This is a genomic window from Variovorax sp. SG517 (assembly GCF_013376045.1).
In the GTDB taxonomy this organism is placed as follows: domain Bacteria; phylum Pseudomonadota; class Gammaproteobacteria; order Burkholderiales; family Burkholderiaceae_C; genus Variovorax.
In genome coordinates, this window is sequence record NZ_JABMJG010000003.1 from 293,753 (window position 1) to 313,478 (window position 19,726).

General features: G+C 69.8%; 14 protein-coding genes. 12 read left to right on the forward strand and 2 right to left on the reverse strand.

The window, feature by feature from the left end; all coding sequences use genetic code 11:
- Positions 1-134 precede the first annotated feature (134 nt).
- Positions 135-1,151: a patatin-like phospholipase family protein gene (locus FHT32_RS10740; RefSeq protein ID WP_176664613.1), complete on the forward strand. Its 1,017-nt coding sequence runs from the start codon at positions 135-137 to the stop codon at positions 1,149-1,151.
- Between the two features lie 12 nt (positions 1,152-1,163).
- Here FHT32_RS10740 and FHT32_RS10745 read toward each other — a convergent pair whose 3' ends face one another.
- A complete protein-coding gene (locus tag FHT32_RS10745; protein WP_176664614.1) occupies positions 1,164-3,308 on the reverse strand; it encodes a glycoside hydrolase family 3 N-terminal domain-containing protein in 2,145 nt (714 codons plus the stop codon).
- A gap of 140 nt (positions 3,309-3,448) precedes the next feature.
- On the opposite strand from FHT32_RS10745, the gene FHT32_RS10750 reads away from it, so the two are divergent.
- Genes FHT32_RS10750 through FHT32_RS10765 form a run of 4 tightly spaced genes read left to right on the forward strand, consistent with a single transcriptional unit; the run spans position 3,449 to position 10,207 of the window.
- On the forward strand, positions 3,449-4,756 hold the full coding sequence (locus tag FHT32_RS10750) for a glucoamylase family protein (protein ID WP_371132162.1): 1,308 nt from the start codon (positions 3,449-3,451) through the stop codon (positions 4,754-4,756).
- On the forward strand, positions 4,738-6,162 hold the full coding sequence (locus FHT32_RS10755) for a glycoside hydrolase family 15 protein (RefSeq protein ID WP_371132163.1): 1,425 nt from the start codon (positions 4,738-4,740) through the stop codon (positions 6,160-6,162). Before FHT32_RS10750 ends, FHT32_RS10755 begins: the two co-directional genes overlap by 19 nt.
- On the forward strand, positions 6,159-7,919 hold the full coding sequence (locus FHT32_RS10760; RefSeq protein WP_176664615.1) for an ABC transporter ATP-binding protein/permease: 1,761 nt from the start codon (positions 6,159-6,161) through the stop codon (positions 7,917-7,919). The genes FHT32_RS10755 and FHT32_RS10760 overlap by 4 nt, the downstream gene beginning before the upstream one ends.
- Positions 7,916-10,207, forward strand: coding sequence for a CocE/NonD family hydrolase (locus tag FHT32_RS10765; RefSeq protein ID WP_176664616.1), 2,292 nt, complete (start codon positions 7,916-7,918; stop codon positions 10,205-10,207). Before FHT32_RS10760 ends, FHT32_RS10765 begins: the two co-directional genes overlap by 4 nt.
- 27 nt (positions 10,208-10,234) lie before the next feature.
- Here FHT32_RS10765 and FHT32_RS10770 read toward each other — a convergent pair whose 3' ends face one another.
- Entirely contained in the window at positions 10,235-11,833 is a 1,599-nt protein-coding gene (locus FHT32_RS10770) for an alpha-amylase family glycosyl hydrolase (protein ID WP_176664617.1), read from the reverse strand.
- Positions 11,834-11,926: 93 nt separating this feature from the next.
- Between FHT32_RS10770 and FHT32_RS10775 the strand changes: the two genes are divergently transcribed.
- The 7 genes from FHT32_RS10775 (at position 11,927) to FHT32_RS10805 (ending at position 19,725) form a co-directional block, all read left to right on the forward strand.
- Positions 11,927-12,853 (forward strand): LysR family transcriptional regulator, encoded by a 927-nt coding sequence (locus FHT32_RS10775; RefSeq protein WP_176664618.1) that lies wholly within the window; start codon positions 11,927-11,929, stop codon positions 12,851-12,853.
- A 178-nt stretch (positions 12,854-13,031) separates the two neighbouring features.
- Positions 13,032-13,982 carry an N-carbamoyl-D-amino-acid hydrolase gene (locus FHT32_RS10780; RefSeq protein WP_176664619.1) on the forward strand — a complete coding sequence of 317 codons (951 nt, stop codon included), beginning with the start codon at positions 13,032-13,034 and terminating at the stop codon, positions 13,980-13,982.
- The gene (locus FHT32_RS10785) at positions 13,979-14,704 is read left to right on the forward strand and encodes an amino acid racemase (RefSeq protein ID WP_176664620.1); all 726 of its coding nucleotides are present in this window, start codon (positions 13,979-13,981) and stop codon (positions 14,702-14,704) included. Before FHT32_RS10780 ends, FHT32_RS10785 begins: the two co-directional genes overlap by 4 nt.
- 41 nt (positions 14,705-14,745) lie before the next feature.
- Entirely contained in the window at positions 14,746-15,732 is a 987-nt protein-coding gene (locus FHT32_RS10790; RefSeq protein WP_176664621.1) for a tripartite tricarboxylate transporter substrate binding protein, read from the forward strand.
- Entirely contained in the window at positions 15,732-17,192 is a 1,461-nt protein-coding gene (locus FHT32_RS10795) for an amidohydrolase family protein (protein ID WP_176664622.1), read from the forward strand. Before FHT32_RS10790 ends, FHT32_RS10795 begins: the two co-directional genes overlap by 1 nt.
- Before the next feature lie 46 nt (positions 17,193-17,238).
- A complete protein-coding gene (locus FHT32_RS10800) occupies positions 17,239-18,327 on the forward strand; it encodes an asparaginase (protein ID WP_176664623.1) in 1,089 nt (362 codons plus the stop codon).
- Positions 18,328-18,456: 129 nt separating this feature from the next.
- Positions 18,457-19,725, forward strand: a complete 1,269-nt coding sequence (locus FHT32_RS10805; protein ID WP_176664624.1) for a glutamate carboxypeptidase — start codon at positions 18,457-18,459, stop codon at positions 19,723-19,725.
- Position 19,726 lies beyond the last annotated feature (1 nt).

The window sequence follows — 19,726 nt, forward strand, 5'->3', positions numbered from 1 at the left end:
GAACGCAATGGATCGGCGCGTGAAGCGGCGCCACAGTGCCCCGGTGTCCAGTTTCCGTCGGTGCGCGGAGGCAGGCAGGCAACCGAGGAGAGAAGGCGCGCCGACGTTCATTCACTCGAGCAAGGAGCACAGCCATGTCTTTCAAGATTCTCTGCTGCGACGGCGGCGGCATTCGCGGTGTCATCACGGCGCTGCTGATCCAGGACCTGGACAAGAGTTTCGGCGTCGTCGCCAACGCGAACGGCTTCGCCGGCACTTCCACCGGCGGGCTGATCTCGCTGGGCCTCGTGAACGGCGTGGGCATCGACGCCATCGTCGATCTCTACGAGAACGAGGGTTCCACCATCTTCAAGCCCAACGGCTGGCTGCTGGATGCACAGGCCAAGCAGCAGGACAAGGCGCCCGCGCAGTCGACCGAAGAACTGCTGGGCAGCGGCCCCGGCATCTTCGAGTGCCAGTACGTCAACACCGGCCTGCAGTCGGTCGCCCAGAAGCTTGTGGGCAGCGGCGCGCTGTCTTCCGCCGGCCGCTTCGTGGCGGTCAACTCCGCGCGGCTGTGGGACGCGAGCCAGAACAGCTGGGAGCCGTGCACCATCTCCAACGGCCCGAGCAACGCCTATCGCGGCATCAGCATGGTGGATGCAGCGCTGGCCACCTCGGCCGCGCCGACCTACTTCCCGCCGTACCAGGTGGGCGGCTTCGGCTACTTCGCCGATGGCGGCACCTTCGCCAACAACCCCTCGATGACGGCGATCGTGGAAGCGATCTACCAGGGCTATGCCAGCGGCACGTCCGACATCGTGATGCTGTCGCTGGGCACCGGCGCCAATCCGGTGGGCGTGCCGCCAAGTTCCGTGTCCGATCCGCTCGACTGGGGCGTGACGCACTGGCTCTGGCCGTTCAGCGACGGCGTGGTGCCGGCCACCGCGCTGCTCAACCTCACGATGGATGCCACCGCGGAACTGGCGGCGACCCAGGCCGGCCAGCTGCTCGGCGGCAACTACATGCGCGCCAACCTGCCGCTCGCCCAGCCGTTCGGGCTGGACGACTACAAGAACGTGGGCGAACTGGTGAGCGCGACGCTGAACTACATCGAGACATCGACGCAGTGGGCGCAGGTGCGCAGCTGGGTTCAGGAGAACTGGAACTGAGCGGCCCAGGCCTCAACGCAGCTCGACGGTCTGGCGCAGCAACCCTGATTGCTCGGCGCTAGGCCCGACGAGAATCTCGACCTCGCCCGCCTCGAACAGGGGCTGCAGGTCCGGCCCCAGATAGCGCAGCTCGGCCGCCGGCAGTTCCAGGTTTACCGAACCGGCTTCGCCGGGCTTCAGCCGCAGCTTCGCGTAGCCCTTGAGTTCGAGCAGGGGCCGGGTGACGCGGGCGACCTTGGCGCGAACGAAGAGGAAGACGGTTTCCTCGGCCTCGCGTGCGCCGGTGTTGCGCAGCCTGACGCCGATCTTCAGCGTGCCCTGCTCGTGCACGCCGCGCGGCTCGACCTGGAGCTCGTCGTAGACAAACCGGCCGTAGGTCAGGCCATGGCCGAAGGCATAGAGCGGCGAGTTCTCGACGTCCTGGTACTTGCTCGTGAAGTAGTCGGAGGGACTCATCGGCCGGCCGGAAGGGCGCTGGCCGAAGAAGACCGGCACCTGGCCGACGGCGCGCGGCCAGCTCATCGGCGTGCGGCCGCCGGGGCTTGCCTGGCCCGTGAGGACGTCGGCGATCGCATTGCCGGCTTCGACGCCGAGGAACCACGCGGCCAGCAGCGCGTCGGCGTGTTCGGCCAGCCAGGGCACGACGAGCGGCCGGCCCGAGAACAGGATCGCGATGACGGGGATGCCCTGCGCCTTCGCGCGCGCAGTCACCGCCTCGGCCAGCGCCTGCTGCCGGCCGGCAAGAGAGGGCGTGGCGCGGCTGGCCGCTTCGCCGCTCATGGTGGCGCGCTCGCCCAGGCACAGCAGCACGGCGTCGGCACCGTCGCACAGAGCGACGGCGGCCTCGATGCCGCTCTCGTCGTCGCTCTCGATGGCGACGCCCGGCGCGTGGCGTATATCGGTCTGCGGCAATGCGGCGCGCAGGCCGGCAAGCACGGTGACGGCCGGCTCGTGTTCGCCGGCGCCCCACCACGGACCCTTCATCTCGGTGACCGCATCGGCTAGCGGGCCGACGACGCACAGCGCTTTCGCCTTCGCGGGCAAGGGCAGGGCGTCGCCCTCGTTCTTCAGCATGACGATTGCCTTGCGCGCGGCGTCGCGCGCCACGTCGCGCCGCCCGGCGACGACCGCCGCGGGTTCCGGTGTCGCGCCGCGGCGGTAGGGATCGTCGAACAGGCCCAGCTGCTCCTTGAGCCGCAGCACGCGGCGCACGCTCGCGTCGATCTCCTCGATCGTCACCCGTCCCTGCTCGAGCGCGATGGGCAGGCCCTTGCGGTACGCGTCGGCCATCATGTCGATGTCGACACCCGCCTTCAGCGCCAGCACCGCGGCATCGACCAGGTCGGCGGCCACGCCGTGCTTGATCAGCTCCGCGATCGCGTTGTAGTCGCTGACGATGACGCCGTCGAAGCCCATCTCGCCGCGCAGCCAGTCGCGCAGCAACGGGACGTGCGCCGTCATCGGCACGCCGTTGAGATCGGTGAAGGCGGGCATCAGCGTCGCAACGCCCGCGCGCACGGCCGCCGCGAAGCCCGGCAGGTGCACTTCGTGCAGGGTGCGCTCGGAGATGTCGACCGGGGCGTATTCCCGCCCCGCGTTGACCCCGCCGTATGCGACGAAATGCTTCGCGCACGCGGCCAGCGATTCGGCCGACGACAGGTCGGCACCCTGGAAGCCGCGCACCTTGGCCTGCGCGATGCGCGCGTTGAGCCAGGGGTCTTCGCCGGGGCCCTCCGCGGTGCGGCCCCAGCGCGGATCGCGCGAGACGTCGAGCATCGGCGCGAAGGTCATCGCCAGGCCGTCGGCGGCGCCTTCGCGCGCGGCCTCGTGCGCCGTGCGCTCCCACAGCGCCTCGTCGAAGGTGCCGGCCTCCGCGAGCGGGATGGGAAAGAGCGTGCGATGGCCATGGATGATGTCCAGGCCGATCAGCAGCGGAATGCCGAGCCTCGACTTCTCGACGGCCAGGCGCTGCATCTCGTGCGTGGGCCCGGCGCCGACCATGTTCAGCAGGTTGCCGACGGTGCCGTCGATGATGGACTGCGTGGAGTCTCCCGCGAGCACCGGTCCGGTGACCGTATAGCTGGAGGCGGTCATCGTGAGCTGGCCGAGTTTCTCGGGCAGCGTCATCCGGGCCATGAGGGTATCGATGCGGCTCATCAGGGATTTCGAATAGAACCCAGGGGACCTAATGATGGCATGCTGCGGGTGAGGGCCATCGGCCGTGTGGCGCCGATGCCTCGATGAAACCGGAAGTGACAGGCCGGGACAACTGCGGACAACTGCGAAAGGAACCGTTCGTGCTGAAGGATGACAAGAGCCCCGGGGCGCTGGCTGCCCTGCCCGACGAAGCCTTGATCGACGCCGTGCAGCGCCAGACCTTCCGCTACTTCTGGGACGGCGCGGATGCCGCCAGCGGCCTGGCGCTGGACCGCCGTACGCTGGTCCGCGCCACGGGCGAAGACCTGGCCGACGAGAGGGTGGCGATCGGCGGCACGGGCTTCGGCATCATGGCGCTGATCGTCGCGGTGGAGCGCGGCTGGGTCTCGCGAGAAGCGGCGCTGGAGCGCCTGGGCCGCATGCGCGACGCGCTCCTTCGCGCCAGGCGCTACCACGGCACCTTCCCGCACTTCATGGACGGGGCGAGCGGCAAGACGATCCCGATGAGCCCGAAGGACGACGCGGGCGACCTGGTCGAGACCTCGTTCCTCTGCATGGGCCTGCTGTGCGCGCGCCAGTATTTCAACGAGGACACGGCCATGGTGCGCCGGTTGCGCGCCGACTTCGACACGCTGTGGCACGAGGTCGAATGGAACTGGTTCACCCAGGGCGGGCGCGACGTGCTGTACTGGCACTGGAGCCCGAACCACGGCTGGGCGATGAACCACGAGGTGCATGGCTGGAACGAGTGCCTCATCACCTACTTCATGGCCGCGGCATCGCCGACCCACGCGATCGATCCGAAGGTCTACCACCGCGGCTACGCCTCCGGCCCCGACTTTCTCAATGGCCGCTCGTACCACGGCATCGAACTGCCGCTGGGACCGCCGAACGGCGGGCCGCTGTTCTTCGCGCACTACTCGTTCTGCGGCCTCGATCCGCGCGGGCTGAAGGACCGCTACGCCGACTACTGGGAGCTCAACCGCCGCCACGTGCAGGTCAACCGCGCGCACTGCATCGCCAATCCGCGCGGCTTCAAGGGCTACGGCGAATCGTGCTGGGGCCTGACCGCGAGCGACGACCCCGACGGCTACCTCGCGCACGACCCGAACAACGACAACGGCACCATCTCGCCCACGGCCGCGCTGGCCAGCCTGCCGTACGCACCCGCCGAGGTGATGAAGGTGCTGCGGCATTTCCTCACCGCGCATGGCGAGCGGCTCTGGCGGGACTACGGCTTCGTCGACGCGTTCTGCGAGTCGCGCGGCTGGTTCGCGGACACCTACCTCGCCATCGACCAGGGCCCGATCGTGGTGATGATGGAGAACCACCGCACGGGCCTGCTGTGGAAGCTGTTCATGAGCGCGCCCGAGGTGCAGGCCGGGCTGCGCCGCCTGGACTTCAGCAGCCCGCATCTGGAGTCGCCCGCGTGGGAGTCGCCTGCGTGAGCTTCGGCGCGGTGAACCGGCAAGACCCGGCGCTCGAGTCCTGGCTCGAACGGCAGCTCTCGCATTCGGCGAGCGCGATGCTGAGCAGCATCTCGCCGGTGTCGATCGTCAAGCACAGGGACGGCTTCGGCCAGACCGTGCGGCCGGTCGCCGGTGCCATCGTCGCCTCGCCCGTCCTCGGCAACTACGACCCCGACCCGGACTACTTCTTCCATTGGTTCCGCGATTCCGCCGTCGTCATCGATGCGCTGCGCCTGCTCCATGCCGACCGGCGCATCGGTGACGAGGCCCTGCGGCACCTGCGCGACTTCACCCGCTTCAGCCTTGCCCTGAACGGACTCGACGGCCGCGCGGTGGTCGCGGTGCAGGACCGCAGGGCGCGCGTGGCGCCCGGACTGCTGCAGTACCTGCGCGAGGACGATGAACTCGCGGGCGTGCACGGCGACGCAGTCGTCGCCGAGACGCGGGTGAACCCCGACGGCACGCTCGACATCCTGCGGTGGGCGCGCCCCCAGCACGACGGACCGCCGCTGCGCGCGCTGGCGCTGCTGCGCTGGGTGGCCGGCGGGCATCTCGATGCCGCGCTGCTGGCCGAGGTCGCGTCGCTGATCCGCTTCGACCTCGACTTCACGCTGCGCCACTGGCGCGAGCCCTCCTTCGACATCTGGGAGGAGGAAAGCGGCCACCACTACTACACGCTGCGCGTCTCGGCGGCCGCGCTGGCCGAAGGCGCGGCGTGGCTGGAGGGACTGGGCGAGACGGCCGAGGCGCGGCGCTGCCGGGAGGAGTCGCAGGCCGTTCTGAGCCTGCTCGACGGCTACTGGGTGGACGAGGAAGCCGATGACGGCGGCCGCGACGGGACGCGCGGCTACTACCGTTCGCGCATGCTCCCGGACGGGCAGCCCAGCCCGAAGGCGCTGGACATCGCCGTGATCCTGTCCGCGATCCACAGTCTCGGCACCGCGCCCGCGCACGGCCCGACCGATGCGCGCATGCAGGCCACGCTGGCGCGGCTCGACGCGCTGTTCGACGCGGCCTACCCGATCAACCACGGCCGCGCTGCTGGCCATGGCGCTGCGATGGGGCGGTACGACGGCGACGTGTACTGCTCGGGCGGCGCGTACTACTTCTCGACGCTCGGCGCCGCCGAGTTCTGCTTCCGCGCCGCGGCGGCGGAGGGCGGCGACGCGCGCCATCGGCGGCAGTGGCTGGAGCGCGGCGACGCCTACCTCGCCACCGTGCGCGCCTACACGCCGAAAAGCGGCGACCTGTCGGAACAGTTCGACCAGCGCAGCGGCGCGCAGACCTCGGCGAAGCAGCTCGCCTGGAGCCATGCCGCCTTCATTTCGTGCGTCTCGGCGCGCCGCGCCGCGCTCGCCGCCAGCCAGGCGCCGCAGCAGGGATGAGCACGAGCCCGGACGACCGCACCGAGCCGGCCGCAAGGGTCGGCGTCTTCGGCCAGGTCGGCGAGCTGCTCGGCGCCCTGCGCGTGTCTCCTGTCGCGAAGAAGCTGGTCGGCCTGCTGGCCGCGATCGTCGTGGTGATCGGGCTCACGGCGTATGGGCAGATCGAGCTCAACAGCTGGAACAAGCCCTTCTACGACGCGATCTCGCGCCGCGACCTGAACGAATTCATCGTGCAGGTCGGCGTCTTCGCGGTGATCGCGGGCGCGCTGCTGGTGCTGAACGTCGCGCAGCGGTGGCTGAGCGAAACCCTGCAGATGAGGCTGCGCGAGGCCGTGGTCAGCGACCTCGTCGGGCTGTGGCTGCAGCCGCGCCGTGCGTTCTGGCTCCAGGCCAGCGGCCCGATGGGGGCTCACCCCGACCAGCGCATGCACGAGGACACGCTGAAGCTGTGCGACCTCTCGGTCAACCTCGGCGTGGGCCTGCTGCAGGCCACGATGCTGTTCGGCAGCTTCGCGAGCGTGCTGTGGGTGCTCTCCAAGGACTTCAGCATCTTCTTCAACGGCCAGGACCACGTGCTGCCGGGCTTCATGCTGTGGGCGGCGATCGGCTACGCGGTCGTCGGCTCGCTGGTCACCTACTGGGTGGGCAATGGCCTGATTTCGCGCAACGCCGAACGCTACGCGCGCGAGGGCGAGCTGCGCTTCTCGCTCACGCGCATCAACGAGCACCTCGACGGCGTCTCCCTGGCCGGCGGCGAGGCCGACGAGAAGCGCCGCGTCGCGCTGCATTTCGGCGACGTGCTGCGCGCCACCTCGCGCGTGGTGCTCGGGCTGACCAACCTGACCTGGGCCACCGCGGGCTTCGGCTGGGTCACCGTCATCGCGCCGACGCTGGTGGCGGCGCCGCTGTATTTCTCGGGCAAGGTGTCCTTCGGCGGCCTGATGATGGCCGCCGCGGCCTTCACGCAGGCGCAGTCGTCGCTGCGCTGGTTCGTCGACAACTTCAGCATCATTGCCGACTGGCGCGCCACGCTGCTGCGCGTGACCGACCTGCGACGGATGCTGGCCTCCGACCTGGAATCGCAGGCGGGCGGCAGCCGCATCGCCTACGAGGAGGGCGAAGAAGGGACGCTCGCGATCGATGCGCTCGAGGTCCGCTCCTGGAGCGGCCATGACCGGCTGGACGTGCCGGGGCTCGCCGTGCGGCCCGGCCAGTGCGTGCTGGTCCTCGGCACGCCGGGCACCGAGAAGACGCTGCTGTTCCGGGCGCTCGCGGGCCTGTGGCCCTGGGGCTCGGGCACCGTGCGAAGACCCGTCGGCGAGACGATCCACTACATGCCGCGCGGCACGCCCTACATTCCCCGCGGCACGCTGGCCGAGGTGCTGTCGTATGCGATGGAGCCGGCGACCTATCCGCGGGAAGCGCTGGTGGCCGCGCTGCAGAGCGTTGGCCTGCACCGCCTGGAGCCCCTGCTGGACAGGACGGGCCGCTGGGAGAGCGAACTCAGCATGGACGAGCAGCTGCGCCTGGGCTTCGCCCGCGTGGTGCTGCAGGCGCCGCCCTGGCTGGTGATGGACGAGGCCTTCGGCGCCTTCGACGACGACACGCTCGAACTGATAATCGGCGCGCTGGGCAAGCTCACGCGCACGGGCATCATTCACATAGGCTCGGCCGGCGGGGCGCACGACCGGCTGTTCACGCAGGTGGTGCATCTGGTCAAGGCGCCGCACGACGTGCCCGAGGAGCCGCGACCATGAGACGCAAAGTGTCGACCGTCAGCCGCGTGCGCCGCGCCCTCATGCGGCTGGGTCTCGCGCTGCCTGCCTTGCCCTCGTGGACCTGGGCGGCGGACTTCGGCTTCCGGCCGCCGCGCGATCCGGACGATCCCGCCGCCGAGGGCCTGATGCGCGATCTGGCCGAGCGCATCCTGCCCGTGTACCAGGACGCGGACACCGACTCCTTCCTGGCCAACGTGACCGCCCTGCAGATCGTCAGCGGCGCCTACCGCGCGGCCGCTGGCAGCAGCAAGTCCCTGCGCGAGCGGCGCCAGGGCAAGCCCTTCGACCTGCTGGCCGAGCGGGCGGTGCTCGACGGCATCTATGCGAACGCGCGCATGCTCGAGGCGGACGGGCGCACCGGCTTCGCCGAAGCCTATGCGCGCTCGTTCCACGAACTGGTGTCGCCGCTCGACAACCCGCAGGCGCAGGCCGTCATGGCGCGGCTGGAGATTCCGCCGGCGGCGTTCAGGGAGCCGCTGCGCCAGGCTTTCGACCAGTGGCGCGCGAAGGGCAGCCTGCCGGAGGCCGATGCCCTGGCACTGGTGCGGACCTGGCTGTCCTACCAGTCGCGCCGCGGCTTCAATGCGCTGCTGCCCGAATTGTTCGCGGCGCAGAACGGCAGCCGCTACGTGGCGGAAGCCGACGTGAGGATTCCCGTGCGCGGGGGCGTCATCCATGCCAGCGTGATCCGGCCCGGCCGTGCCGATGGAGGCCTGCCGGCGCTGCTGCGCTTCACGCTCGACCCTTCGGAAGACGACGCCCGCCTGAGCGCCGCCAGGGGTTACGTGGGCGTCACCGCGTACGTGCGCGGGCGCACGCCCGACGGCAAGGGCGCGGTGTGGCCGTTCGTGCGCGACGGCGATGACGCCGCCGCAGTCATCGACTGGATCGCCCGGCAGCCGTGGAGCGACGGCCGCGTCGCGATGCTCGGCGAAGGCTACTCCGGCTACGCCGCCTGGGCGGCGGCCCGCAGGAAGCCGCCGGCGCTCAAGGCCATCGCCACCATCGCGCCGATGGCGCCGGGCATCGACTTCCCGATGGCGGGGCAGATCTTCCGCAACGCCATGGTCCGCTGGGCGCAGGAGCACGCGCTGGCCGAGCCGCTGCACGCCGGCATCGACGCCGACGCGGGCCCCGATGCGGTCTGGCAGGCACTGGACGCGCGCTGGCACCGCGGCAACCGACCCTACTGGGACATCGACCGCGTGCTGCTGGGCAAGCGCAGCAGGCTGATCCGGTCCTGGCTGACGCACCCGAGCCACGACCGCTTCTGGCAGAAGTTCCTGCCCTCGGCGCAGCAGTTCGCGCGCATCGACATCCCGGTGCTCGGCATCGCCGGCTACTACGGCGCCGATGCCGGCGCGCTCTATTTCCACAACGAGCATCTTCGCAACCGGCCGCAGGCCGACACGACGCTGCTGCTCGGCCCCTACGACGCGGGTTCGATCCGGCGCGGCACGGCGGCCACGCTGCGCGGCTACACGACCGACCCCGTCGCGCGCGTCGACCTGCCCGGGCTGCGCTACCAATGGCTAGACCACGTCCTGAAGGGCGCCGACAAACCTTCGCTGCTGCTGGACCGCGTCAATTACCAGGTGATGGGCGCGGACCGCTGGCGCCACGTGCCGGCACTGGAGGCGCCGGAGCGCCCCCGGCTGCGCCTGTACCTCGACACCCGCAGGCGCGACGAACCGCACGGCCTGCTGCCATCGCCCTCCGAGGGCGGCGGCAATGCGCGGCTCGCGGTCGATCTGGCCGATCGACGAGACGCGCGCATCCCCTGGCCGGACGCGTTGCGAGCGGACCGGCTGACGGCGCGCAACGGCATCAGCTTCGCCAGCGATCCGCTGACCGAAGACACCGAAATCGCCGGCAGCCTGCGCGGCGTGTTCGACATCACGCCGTCGCGGCAGGACATGGACTTCAACGTCTCGCTGTACGAGCAGACGGCGAGCGGCGAATACCTGCTGCTGTTCGATCCCTACGACTTCCGCGCCAGCTATGCCGGCCATCGCGTGCGCCGGCGGCTCCTGCGGGCGGGGGAGCGGCAGCTGCTTGCGTTCACCACCGAGCGCGTGACGGCTCGCAGGCTCTCGGCAGGCAGCCGCATCGTGCTGGTGGTCGGCATCAACCGGCGCGCCGACAGGCAGGTCAACTACGGCAGCGGCAAGGACGTGAACTCCGAAACCATCGCCGACGCGAAATGGCCCGTGCGCGTGCGCTGGCACGCGCGCAGCTACATCGAGATCCAGGGCGGCAAGCCCTGATTCCCTGCCGCGCTTTCCCGGTCGCGCTCAGGTGCCGATCACGACGCCTTCGCCGGGCGCCAGTACCAAGGGGCCATCGATCGATCCGGCGCGCTCGGGATCGGTCGATGCCAGCACCACAGGCTGCCGCGGCAACAGCGCTGGCGGCACGGGCGCTGCGGCGGCACCGAAGTTCAGGACAACCACCAGCCGCTGTCCCTCGCACTCGCGCGCGTAGGCGAGAACCTCGTCGCCGGCCTCGAGCGCTTCATGGCTGCCCCGGTGCAGCGCGGGCTTCGCGCGGCGCAGTGCGATCAGGCGCCCGTGGAGCGCCAGCATGGAACGCGGGTCGCGCGACTGCGCCTCGACGTTGCACGTTCGCCAGTCGGCCGCCAGCCGCAGCCACGGCGTGCCGGTCGTGAAGCCCGCGTGTTCCGCGGCGCTCCACTGCATCGGCGTTCTCACCGGATCGCGACCCAGGCCCATGCCGGGCTTGTTCTTCTCGAACGGGTCCTGCACTTCGTCGGCGGGAATGGGAACGTCCGCCATGCCGATCTCGTCGCCGTAGTAGATCGTCGGCGTGCCGCGCAGCGTGAGCAGCAGCATGGCCGCGAGCCGGGCCATGCGCGGCCCGGCGCGGCTCGCGATGCGGGACTTGTCGTGGTTGCCCAGCACCCAGTTCGGCTGGGCGCCGGGGGGCAGGGCGGCTTCGTAGTCGCGCACGAAGCGGTCGATGCGCGCCGCCTGCCACTCGGTCGATATCAGCTGGAAGTTGAAGGGCAGCTGCAGGCCTTCCGCATTCGGGCCGTAGTAGGCGACCAGCCGGTCGAGCGGCAGGTAGAGCTCGCCGATCAGCACGCGCGACGAGCGCGCGTCGCTGAACTCGTCGACCACGTAGCGCATCTCGGCCACGATCGGCTGCACCTCGGGCAGGTCGGTGTTGTAGAGCATCGTCCAGCGCAGGAACGGGTCCTGGCCCTCGACGAAGTCCAGGTTCGGCGGGTTGTCGCGGAACTGCGCGTCCTTGACGATCTGGGAGAGCACGTCCACGCGGAACCCGTCCACGCCGCGCCGCAGCCAGAAGCGCATCACCTCGTACATCGCGGCGCGCACCTCGGGGTTGCGCCAGTTGAGGTCGGGCTGCTCCTTCAGGAACGAATGGGCGTAGTACTGGCCGGTGGCCGCATCGAAGCTCCAGGCCGGGCCGCCGAAGTTGCTGAGCCAGTTGTTGGGCGGCCCGCCGCCGGGGGCGGGGTCGCGCCAGATGTACCAGTCGCGATGCGGATCGCTGCGTGCGCTGCGGCTGTGCACGAACCACGGATGGCGATCGGAGGTGTGGTTGGGCACGAAGTCCATGATGAGCCTGAGCCCCTTCGCGTGGGCCTCCCGCACCAGCGCATCGAAACTATCGAGCGTGCCGAAGCGCGGATCGATGTCGCAGAAGTTGGAGATGTCGTAGCCGAAGTCGGCCATCGGCGACGGGTAGACCGGCGAGATCCAGACGGCATCGACGCCGAGCGAGACCAGGTGGTCCAGCCGTGCCCGGATGCCGTCGAGGTCTCCGATGCCGTCGCCGTCGCTGTCCTGGAACGAACGCGGATAGACCTGATAGACGATGCCGTGCTTCCACCAGTCGTCGGCTGACATCTTGAACCTTTCACCGGTTTGGATCGGGCCATTGTCTACAGAAAGGAAAGCGCGCGGGGACATCGTCGGCGCGCCGATATCGGAAAATCAGGCATGAACCTGCGACAGATCGAGGTATTCCGCGCGGTGATGATCACCGGCTCCGTCAGCGGCGCCGCGCGGCTGCTCCATGTTTCCATTCCGGCCGTCAGCCGGCTGCTCTCGCATACCGAGACGCGCCTGGGCTTCCTGCTCTTCGAACGGGTGAAGGGACGCCTGCATGCCACGGCGGAGGCGCGGCGCCTGTACCTGGAAGTCGAGCAGGTCTATGGCGGCGTGCAGCGCATCGGCAGCCTTTCGCACGAGCTCGCGCTGCGGCGGCGCAGCCTGCTGAGCATTCTCTCGAGCCCGAGCATCGGGCAGACGCTGGTGCCGCAGGCGATCGCGCAGCTGCGCAACGCGATGCCCGACGTGCAGGTCCATTTCCACTGCCTCACGCACGAGGCGCTGAAGGAGCGCATCCTGCAGCAGCGGGCCGACCTGGGCATTTCCACCTTTCCGGTCGACCACCCGAACCTCGCCACCAAACCTCTGGCCAGCAGCCGCCTGATGTGCATCTGCCCGCGCAGCCACCCGCTGGCCGCGTACCAGGAAGTCGGCCTGGACGAGCTGCTGCCCCACGAGTTCATCGGCTATCCGCACGGCTCGCCGCTGGGCCTGCGCATCGACCAGATGTTCGAGACCCGCGATGCCTCGCCGCGCATCAGCGTGGAAGTCACCTCGCCCCAGTACGCCTGCTCGCTGGTGCATGCCGGCGCGGGCGTGGCGCTGGTGGACGAGTATTCGCTGCAGGGCTGGCTGGGTTCGCACTTCGTGGCGATACCGGTGCGCGACGCACTGCCGATCGTGGCCGACCTGGTGTACCTGCAGACCGAGCCGCTGTCGCCCGCGGCCCAGGCGCTGCTGCGCGCGCTGCACAGCGTGCTGCTGCAGCGCGGGCTGGCGCTGCCTCTGGCGGACGACGACGAGATCCTGCGCTGAGCGCGTCCCGAGGGGCTTGCCGCGCCCTGCGCCGGTGCGGCGGGGCGCCTGCGCACCATCGGAAGGCAGGCCTTTAGCACGCTGTTAAACCCGAGCGACAAATCGGAATTCGACGTCGCGCGAACCGCTTCGAATAATCGATTGCACCAGTCACACGGCTGCAACGAAGAAGGTTCAGATGACATCGCGCCCAGGCTCTCCCCCACGTTTTCTCGGCCTCGCCGTCGCCCAGATGGGCCCGGTCCACCTGTCGGACAGCCGCGAGTCCGTGGTGGCACGCCTGGTGGACATGCTGCGCCAGGCCCACAGCCGCGGCGCGGAGTTCGTGACTTTCCCCGAGCTCGCGCTCACCACCTTCTTCCCGCGTTACTGGATGACCGAGGAGGAAGCCCGCGAGCGCTTCTTCGAGCGCAGCATGCCCGGTCCGGCGACGCAGCCGCTGTTCGACGAGGCGCGCAGGCTCGGCGTGGGCTTCTATCTCGGCTACGCGGAACTCACCGGGGACGGGCGCGGCTTCAACTCGGCGGTGATCGTCGGGCGCGACGGCGGCATCGCGGGCCGCTACCGCAAGATCCACCTGCCCGGCCATTCGGAACACAAGCCCGAGGCTCCCTTCCAGCATCTTGAAAAGAAGTTCTTCGAGGTCGGCGACCTGGGCTTCCGCGCCTTCGACACCGATGGCGTGCGCATTGGCATGTGCCTGTGCAACGACCGCCGCTGGCCCGAGACCTACCGCGTGATGGCGCTGCAGGGCGCCGAGGTGGTGGTGCTGGGCTACAACACGCCCTCGCTCAACATCCACTGGAACGAGCCGGCGCACCTGCGCACCACCACGCATCTGATCTCGCTGCAGGCCAATGCCTACCAGAACGGCATCTGGGTGGCGGCGGCAGCCAAGTGCGGCTCGGAAGACGGGCACCACATGATCGGAAGCTCCGTGATCGTGGCGCCGACCGGGGAGATCGTCGCGCGCACGGTGAGCGAGGAGGACGAAGTGATCTGCGTGCGCGCCGACCTCGCGCTGGGCGCGCACTTCCGCGAGCACGTCTTCAACTTCGCCAAGCACCGCCGTCCGGAGCACTACCGCCTGATTGTCGAGCGCACCGGCGCGGGGGATCCGCTGCCGTGAGCGTACGTCAGCCGGCGCCGAGCGCGCTGGGCATCCTGGGCGGCATGGGGCCGCTGGCGGGCGCGACCTTCGCGCTGCGGATGGTGCAGCTGACCGAGGCCGCCGTCGACCAGGACCACATCCCGACGATCCTGTGCAACGACCCGCGCATCCCTGATCGCTCGAGCGCCATGCTGCAGGGCGGCGAGAGCCCGCTGCCGGCCATGCAGCGCGGCATCCGGCTGCTGGAGGCAGCGGGCGCCGGCTGCATCGCCGTGCCCTGCAACACCGCGCACCTCTGGTTCGACGACCTGAAGGGCGCCACCCATCTGCCGTTGCTCAACATCGCCGAGGCGGTGGTGCAGGACCTGCGGGGCCACGGGCTCCTGCAGGGCAAGGTGGGCGTGCTCGGCACGCCGGCCACGCTGGCGCTCGGCCTGTACCAGCGGGCGCTGGAGCAGGCGGGGTACGAGGCGATCGTGCCCGCAGCCGACGACGTGCAGCGCCATTGCGTGGCGGCCATCGCGGCGGTCAAGTCCGGGCAGGTCGATGCCGCCTGGGAACCTGCAGCACAAGGCATCCGCGCGCTGGTCGCACGCGGCGCGAAGGCCGTGGTGCTCGGCTGCACCGAGCTGCCGCTGGCGGTTCCGCATCACCGGCGCGGCGAGTTCGACTGCGTGCTCACGGACTCCATCGACGCGCTGGCCCTGGCCGCGATCGCGCACTGCCGCCTGGGGCACTGAGGCGCCATCCCTTTCCCACTTCCACGAAAGATCCCCTTCCGATGACCCATCGCAAGTTCTCCCGCCCGATGGCCGTGCTGGCCGCCGCCTTCGGCCTGCTGGCAGGCTCGGCCCCTACCTGGGCCGCGTGGCCCGAGAGGCCCATCACCTTCGTCGTGCCCTCGGCGGCCGGCGGCTCGCCCGACGTGCTCTCGCGGCTCGTGACCAACGAGGTCTCGAAGTCGCTGGGCGTGCCGGTGGTCATCGAGAACCGCCCCGGCGCGGCAGGCAACATCGGCATCCTGCAGATCAAGAGCAAGCCGGCCGACGGCTACACCATCGGCTACGGCAACGTGAACACGCTGGCGGTCAACCGCACGCTGTTCAAGAAGCTGCCCTACGACGTGAACCGCGACCTGATGCCGGTGGCCCAGGCCTTCGACCTCTACAACGTGCTGATCGTGCCCAGGGAGTCGCCCATCCAGGACGTGCCCGGGCTGGTGGCCGCGGCGCGCAAGCAGCCGGGCAAGCTGTCCTTCGGCGCACCCGGCATCGGTACCACCGGCCACATGGGCGGCGAGCTGTTCCGCAGCATGGCCGGCATCGACGTGCTCTTCGTTCCCTACAACGGCGGGCCGGCCGCGCTGCAGGACCTGATGGGCGGGCGCATCGACTACCTGTTCGCCAACTCTTCCGAGGTCGGTCCGCTGGTCGCGTCCGGCAAGGTGCGCGCGCTCGCGGTGAGCAGCGCCAGGCGCATCGCCATGCTGCCCAACGTGCCCACGCTGGACGAGGCGGGCATCAAGGGCTACGAGACCGTGGCCTGGGGCGGCGTGGTCGCGCCGCGCGGCACGCCGCGCGAGGTGATCGAGAAGCTCAACGCCGCCATCAACGCCGCGCTGGCCACCCCCAGCGTGCGCGAGGGCCTCGCCAAGCTGGGCGCCGTGCCGGCCGGCGGCACGCCCGCCGACTTCCAGCGCACCATCGACCGCGAGACCAGGCGCTGGGGAGAGCTGATCGAGCGCAACCGCATCGAGAAGCTCGACTGATGGCGGGCCTCGCGACGCCATCGCGGCCGCCGGTGCTCCTGCGCGGCGGCACGGTGATCGACGGCAGCGGCTCCCCGCCGCGCCGCGCGGACGTGCTGCTCGAAGGCGACACCATCGCGGACATCCTGCCGCCGGGAAGCGAGCTTGCCGGCGCCGAGGTCGTCGAGCTCGACGGACTGGCCGTGGCACCCGGCTTCATCGACTCCCACACCCACGACGACGGCTACCTGCTGGCGCATCCGGACATGGTGCCCAAGGTCTCGCAGGGCGTGACCACGGTGGTGACCGGCAACTGCGGCGTGAGCCTGGCGCCCGTTCCGCCTGGCTGCCCGCTGCCGCAGCCGCTGGACCTGCTCGGGCCGCCCGAACTGTTCCGCTACCCGACCTTCTCCGCCTGGATGCAGGCCCTGCGGGAAGCGCCCGCGGCGGTCAACGTGATTCCGCTCGTGGGGCACGCCAGCCTGCGCGTGAGCACGATGGACGACCTGCAGCGGCCCGCGACCTCCGAGGAATGCGCAAGCATGCGCGGGCTGCTGGCCGAAGCGCTGGACGCGGGTGCCTTCGGCATGTCCACCGGCACCTTCTATCCGCCCGCGCAGCACGCCACCACGCAGGAGATCATCGACATCGGCGAGACCATGCGGGGCCGTGGTGGCATGGTCTACGCGGTTCACCTGCGCGACGAATCCGACCGGATCGACGATGCCATCGAGGAGGCCCTGGAGATCGGGCGCGCGCTGGCGGCGCGCGTCGTGTTCTCGCACCACAAGCTGGCGGGCGAGCGCAACCACGGCCGCTCCGTGCAGACGCTCGCGCGGATCGAAGAGGCCGGTGCGATGCAGCCGGTGTGCCTCGACTGCCATCCCTATCCGGCCACCTCGACCATGCTGCGGCTCGACCGCGTGCGGCTGGCGCGCCGCACGCTCATCGCGTGGTCCAAGGGCGATCCGTCCGCCCAGGGGCGCGACTTCGCGGAGCTCCAGCGCGAATGGGGGCTGGACGACGACGCCATGCTGCAGCGGCTCGCGCCCGCAGGCGCCATCTACTTCCTGATGGACGAGCGCGACGTCGAGCGCATCCTGGCGCACCCGCGCACCATGGTCGGATCCGACGGGCTGCCGTTCGACCCGCACCCGCATCCTCGCCAATGGGGCACCTTCACGCGGGTGCTGTCGCGGCTGGTTCGCGACAAGGGCCTGCTGACCCTGGAAGCCGCCGTCCACAAGATGACCGGCCTGGCCGCAGCCAACTACGGGCTGCGCGACAGGGGCCTGCTGCAACCCGGCTTGCGGGCCGACCTGGTGGCCTTCGATCCGCAGCGCGTGACGGATCTCGCGACCTTCGACCAACCCGTGCAGGCCAGCCGCGGCATCGAGGGCGTCTGGGTCAACGGACAGCGGGTCTGGGACGGGCAGCGCCCCACCGGCCTGCGGCCGGGCAGGGTGCTCGAGCGGCACTGATCCGGCATTTCTCTTTCTTTCCTCCTTCCTTCAAAACCGTCGAATCATGAACCCCAAGAAGATCGCCTTGACGTTTCTGTCAGCCATCGGCCTCCTCGGAGGCGCCGGGCAGGCAGGCGCGCAGACGCAGACCCCGGCCAAGCCCAACGTGGTGATCCTGGCCACCGGCGGCACCATCGCCAGCCGGGGCGCGGACAGCCTGGCGCTCACCGACTACGGGCTGAGCAAGGGTCTCAAGCCCGTGGGCGTCGAGGCATTGGTGGCTGCCGTGCCCGAGATCGAGAAGTTCGCCAACATCACGGGCGAGCAGATCTTCAATGTCGGCAGCTCCAAGCTGGGCATCGACAACTGGCTCACGCTGGCGAAGCGCACCAACGAGATCCTCGCGTCGAAGAACGTCGACGGCGTGGTGATCACCCACGGGACCGACACGCTCGAGGAAACGGCCTACTTCCTCAACCTGGTGGTCAAGAGCGCCAAGCCCGTCGTGCTGGTGGGCTCGATGCGTCCCAGCACCGGCATGAGCGCGGACGGCCCGCTGAACCTGGTCAACGCGGTGGCGCTTGCGGCAAGCCCCTCGGCCCGCGACAAGGGCGTGATGGTGAGCATGAACGAGGTGATCGGCAGCGCGTTCAGCGTGACCAAGACCAACACGACCAACGTCGCCACCTTCAAGAGCCTGGACGGCGGCGACCTGGGCTACATGCAGAACTCGACGCCGTTCTTCGTCGCACAGCCGCTGAAGCGGCACACCGTGCACAGCGAGTTCGATGTCTCCGGTCTGCAGAAGCTGCCGCGCGTGGACATCAACTACACGACGCTGGGCTCGGACGGCGTGCTCATCGACGCGGCCGTGGCCGCCGGCGCCAGGGGCATCGTCAACGCTGGCGTGGGCCATGCGAACATGCCCGAGGTCACGATGCAGAGCCTGAAGGCCGCGCAGCAGAAGGGCGTGGCCGTCGTCGTCGGTTCCCGCACCGTGAGCGGCATCGTCACGCCGACCGGCCCGTTCACCGAAGCCGGCTTCGTGAGCTCGATGATGCATACCGCGCAGAAGGCCCGCATCCTCCTGATGCTGGGGCTGACCAGGACCAGCGATCCCAAGGAACTGCAGCGCATCTTCGAACAGTACTGAGTACCGGGGCCGGGAGTGGAGCCCGGCGCGCCATGGCCCGGCCGCCTTCGCGGCGTGTCCCCGATTTGCTCGCCATGCGGGTCGGGCTGGATATGCTGTGCGCCGTCATCCACTCCCGAGAAAAACACCATGACCTTGCGTTTGCCCTCCTTCCCGCTTCGTTCCATGGCCCTGGCCTGCGGTCTCGCGCTCGGTGCCGCCGCCGGCGCGCATGCCGCGCCCGATGCGAAGCTGCTCGCGGCGGCCGAGAAGGCGCAGCCGGCGGTGATCGACAACCTCAAGGAAATGGTGCTGATCGAATCGGGCAGCCTCAACGTCGACGGCCTGCTCAAGATGGCCGACGTGGTGGAGGGGAGGCTGAAGGCCGCCGGCTTCAAGACCGAGCGCCGCAAGGCGACGGCCGGCGCGGGCGCCGACATCGTGATCGGCACCCTCAAGGGCACTGGGAAGCGCAAGATCATGCTGCAGGGCCACATGGACACCGTGTACGCGGCGGGCATCCTGGGCAGCCAGCCGTACAAGGTCGACGGCAACCGCATCTACGGCCCCGGCATCGCCGACGACAAGGGCGGCCTCGCGGTCATGCTGGCTTCGCTGAAGATCCTGGCCGACGCCGGCTGGCGCGACTACGACACGCTCACCGTGCTGATGAACCCCGACGAGGAAGTGGGCTCGGTCGGCTCCGGCGAGCTGATCGCGACGATTGCCGACCAGCACGACACGGTGCTGTCGTTCGAGCCGACGGCGGCGAAGTCGGTGGCCAAGGGCGAGTCGCTGCTGCTCGGCGCGGCCGGCATTGCCACCGCCACGCTCGAGGTGAAGGGCCGGGCGTCGCACGCGGGCGCCGCGCCTGAACTGGGCCGCAACGCACTGTACGAGCTGTCGTACCAGATGCTGCAGACCAAGGACCTCGCCAAGGACATCCCCGGCGCCACGCTCAACTGGACCGTGGCGCGCGCCACCGGCCCGCTCAACCAGATCACCGAGAAGGCGCAGGCCCAGGGCGACATCCGCATCACCCAGCCCGGCGCCGAGAAGAAGCTCGCCGAGGCGCTGCAGGCGAAGGTCGCCTCCGGCAAGCTGATCCCCGACACAGAGACCACGGTGAAAGTGGAGGTGGGCCGCCCGGCCTTCATCGCGGGAGACAAGGGCCGCGCGCTGGCCGAGAAGGCGCAGGCCATCTACAAGGAAATCGATCGCGAGCTCGTGCTGACGCCGATGACCGGCGGCGGCACCGACGCGGGCTTTGCGGGCCGCTCGGGCAAGGCCACGGTGGTCGAGAGCTTCGGCCTCGCGGGCTTCGGCTATCACGCACGCGACGAGTACATCGAGGTCGACTCGATCGTGCCGCGCATCTATCTCGTCACGCGCCTGCTGACCGAGATCGGCAAGAACTGAG